The sequence below is a fragment of the Bacillus sp. 05T31 genome, assembly GCF_056396725.1.
This window is the reverse complement of sequence record NZ_JBFTMA010000606.1, coordinates 1-2,743: the sequence shown is the minus strand read 5'-3', so window position 1 is coordinate 2,743 and position 2,743 is coordinate 1. Positions and strand designations below refer to the sequence as shown.

Sequence of the window (2,743 nt, the reverse complement as noted above, 5' to 3'; positions counted from 1 at the left end):
GACTAGGGAAATATCCCTAGTCGCTTTATTGCGTCCTATTAGCAGAAGCAAGCTGCTCCTACAATGATTAGTAAAATGAACAGTACAACAAGTAATGCGAACCCACCGCTAAAACCGCAATCAACGTGACCCATAGTTTTTTGACCTCCTACATTGTTCTTACTACATTGTTATCATATGAAGCGGTGGGCATTATGACATGGGCATAGGTCTATTTTTAATTAAATTTCTTAAAAAGGTTGGATAGAACATGAGTATGCTCTATACTTATGGTGTTATAGAAAAAATGTGGTGGGATGCTTTGTGCAGTATAATTTTAAAGTAGAGGCTTTTGAAGGGCCTTTAGATCTATTGTTACACTTAATAAATCGTTACGAAATTGATATATATAATATTCCTGTAGCGAAAATTACAGAGCAATATCTATCTTATGTCCATACGATGAAAGAATTACAATTAGATGTTGCCAGTGAGTATTTAGTAATGGCTGCAACGTTATTACAAATTAAAAGTAAAATGTTGTTACCGAAACAAGAAGAAGATGTACCTGATAACGGTGAAGACTTTATAGATGATCCTCGTCAAGAGTTGATGGAGAGGTTAATTGAATATAAGAAATATAAGCAAGTTGCTACTGAGTTAAAAGAAAGAGAACAAGAAAGAGCACAGCTATATACACGTCCGCCAATTGATTTTACATCATTTCAACAAGAAGAGGAGACAAGCTTACCTCTTGATGTTACGTTATATGATATGTTAGCGGCATTTCAAAAGCTAATGCGTCGTAAAAAAGCAAARACCCCCGTAACAACGCGAATTACTCGCCAAGAAATACCAATTGCACAGCGAATGACTGATATTCTACAACAGTTAGAAGTAARAGGCGGTCGTCAAAGCTTTTATGATTTGTTTGCTGATGAAGAACGYGAAATAATGGTTGTAACATTTTTAGCGGTTCTTGAGCTAATGAAAAATCAACAAATCATAATTGAGCAGGAACATAATTTTGATGAAATTTTCGTATCAAGCTCTAATAAATCCGTATAGAGTTGATGTGAAGATGGGATAGAAATATTTTATCTCATGTTAGGTTTTAATGTATCGTTTGGAACGAGAGAAGAAATATTGAACCGAACGCATTTACTGTGATTCGGTTTTTTTATGTATGTTTTTTATGGGAAATAGGAGGAAGGAGTTCGTAAAATGGATAGAAAAKAACAAAAATCGATTATTGAAGGGCTTTTATTTGTTGCAGGTGACGAAGGGATTTATCCGGAACAGATAGCTAAAGTTCTGGAAGTTGAAGTGGAAGAAGTAATAAACAGTATAGAGGAAATGCAAAAAGAATGCGAAGGATCGAATCGCGGTTTGCAAATTGTACAATATGCAAAAGTGTATCGTTTTGCAACAAAGAAAGAACATGCTTCGTACTATCAAAAATTAATAGATACTCCAACCGCGGCTTCACTTTCTCAAGCAGCTCTTGAAACGTTGGCAATCGTTGCGTACCGTCAACCGATTACAAGGACAGAAATGGAAGAGATTAGAGGTGTGAAAACGGACAAGGCATTACAAACGTTAGTTTCACACTTACTTATAAAAGAAACGGGAAGAGCGGAAGGACCAGGGCGCCCTATTTTATACGGAACGACGAAAGAATTTTTAGATACGTTTGGATTGAAAACATTAGATGATTTACCACCTCTTTCGGAAGAAAATGAACAAATGAATGAAGCAGATTTATTCTTTGGTTCTTTACAGGAATTATCAAAATAAAAGCTTAGCATTTTGCTAAGCTTTTTTTGTATATCAATTACAGAGCGTGCCATACTAAATGAAAAAAGGAGACGAGTTATGAAAGGTGTACGGAGTATTCTATTGTTGGTTTCTGTTTTATTATGTTTTTCGTTAAACAGCGCATCGGCTAAAAGATATATGATGTCTATTCATACTGCGTCTTCTATACATATGCATCGGCAACATTTTGGTAAAATGAAAGTGAGTTTTTTAAAAGTTGGACAAGGTGATGCGACACTTATTACATTGCCAAATGGTCAAACGATGTTAATAGATGGGGGCCCTTATGAAGCAGGAGAGGTTATTATTCAAAAACTAATTGAAAAAGGAATTAATCATTTAGATGTGATTGTAAGTACTCATCCTGATATGGACCATATAGGGGGGCTTATTCCAATTGTAGAACAAATGCCGGTTTCACTCGTATTAGATAGTGGAAAAACATATAGTTCATTTACTTATCATACGTATCGGAATAATATTAAAAAAAGGGGCATACCTTTCATTTCAGTGAAGGAAGGACAATATATACCGTTAGATCCACATGTTTCTATACAAGTATTGAACAATGGGAAATCGAAAGACGAGAATAACGAGTCCTCAATTGTGTTAAAGATTCGATATGGTAAAGCGGACTTTTTATTAATGGGTGATGCTGATATACGGACGGAAAATGAAATATTAAAGCAATTTGATGTACATGCAGATGTATTAAAAGTTGGGCATCATGGCTCGTATACTTCAACGAGTGAAACATTCTTAAAAAAAGTAGATCCACAATTCGCTATTCTTTCGTACGGGAGTAGAAATCCGTATGGGCATCCTCATCAGAGTGTAGTAAGACGATTAAAACAGCGTGGTATAATGATATATGGAACAAACAAGCGAACTGTGGAAATAGAAACAGATGGTGAACATATTACTATGGGGGCAAGCGGTCTTATGC

General features: G+C 35.5%; 4 protein-coding genes. 3 read left to right on the top strand and 1 reads right to left on the bottom strand.

Annotated features, from left to right (window positions below):
• Positions 1-38: 38 nt before the first annotated feature.
• Positions 39-134 carry a YjcZ family sporulation protein gene (locus AC1DJR_RS25055; RefSeq protein WP_000510194.1) on the bottom strand — a complete coding sequence of 32 codons (96 nt, stop codon included), beginning with the start codon at positions 132-134 and terminating at the stop codon, positions 39-41.
• 169 nt (positions 135-303) lie between these two features.
• Between AC1DJR_RS25055 and AC1DJR_RS25050 the strand changes: the two genes are divergently transcribed.
• From AC1DJR_RS25050 to AC1DJR_RS25040, 3 genes are all read left to right on the top strand, one after another.
• The gene (locus AC1DJR_RS25050; RefSeq protein WP_477003768.1) at positions 304-1,047 is read left to right on the top strand and encodes a segregation/condensation protein A; all 744 of its coding nucleotides are present in this window, start codon (positions 304-306) and stop codon (positions 1,045-1,047) included.
• A 156-nt stretch (positions 1,048-1,203) separates the two neighbouring features.
• Complete coding sequence (gene scpB, locus AC1DJR_RS25045; RefSeq protein ID WP_477003767.1) at positions 1,204-1,776, top strand: SMC-Scp complex subunit ScpB; 573 nt, start codon at positions 1,204-1,206, stop codon at positions 1,774-1,776.
• A gap of 78 nt (positions 1,777-1,854) precedes the next feature.
• On the top strand, positions 1,855-2,743 hold an 889-nt coding region (locus AC1DJR_RS25040), incomplete at its 3' end, for a ComEC/Rec2 family competence protein (RefSeq protein ID WP_477003766.1).

Coding starts and splice junctions, on each gene's coding strand:
- AC1DJR_RS25055 (WP_000510194.1), bottom strand. CDS start 134: ATGGGTCACGTTGATTGCGGTTTTAGCGGTGGGTTCGCATTACTTGTT.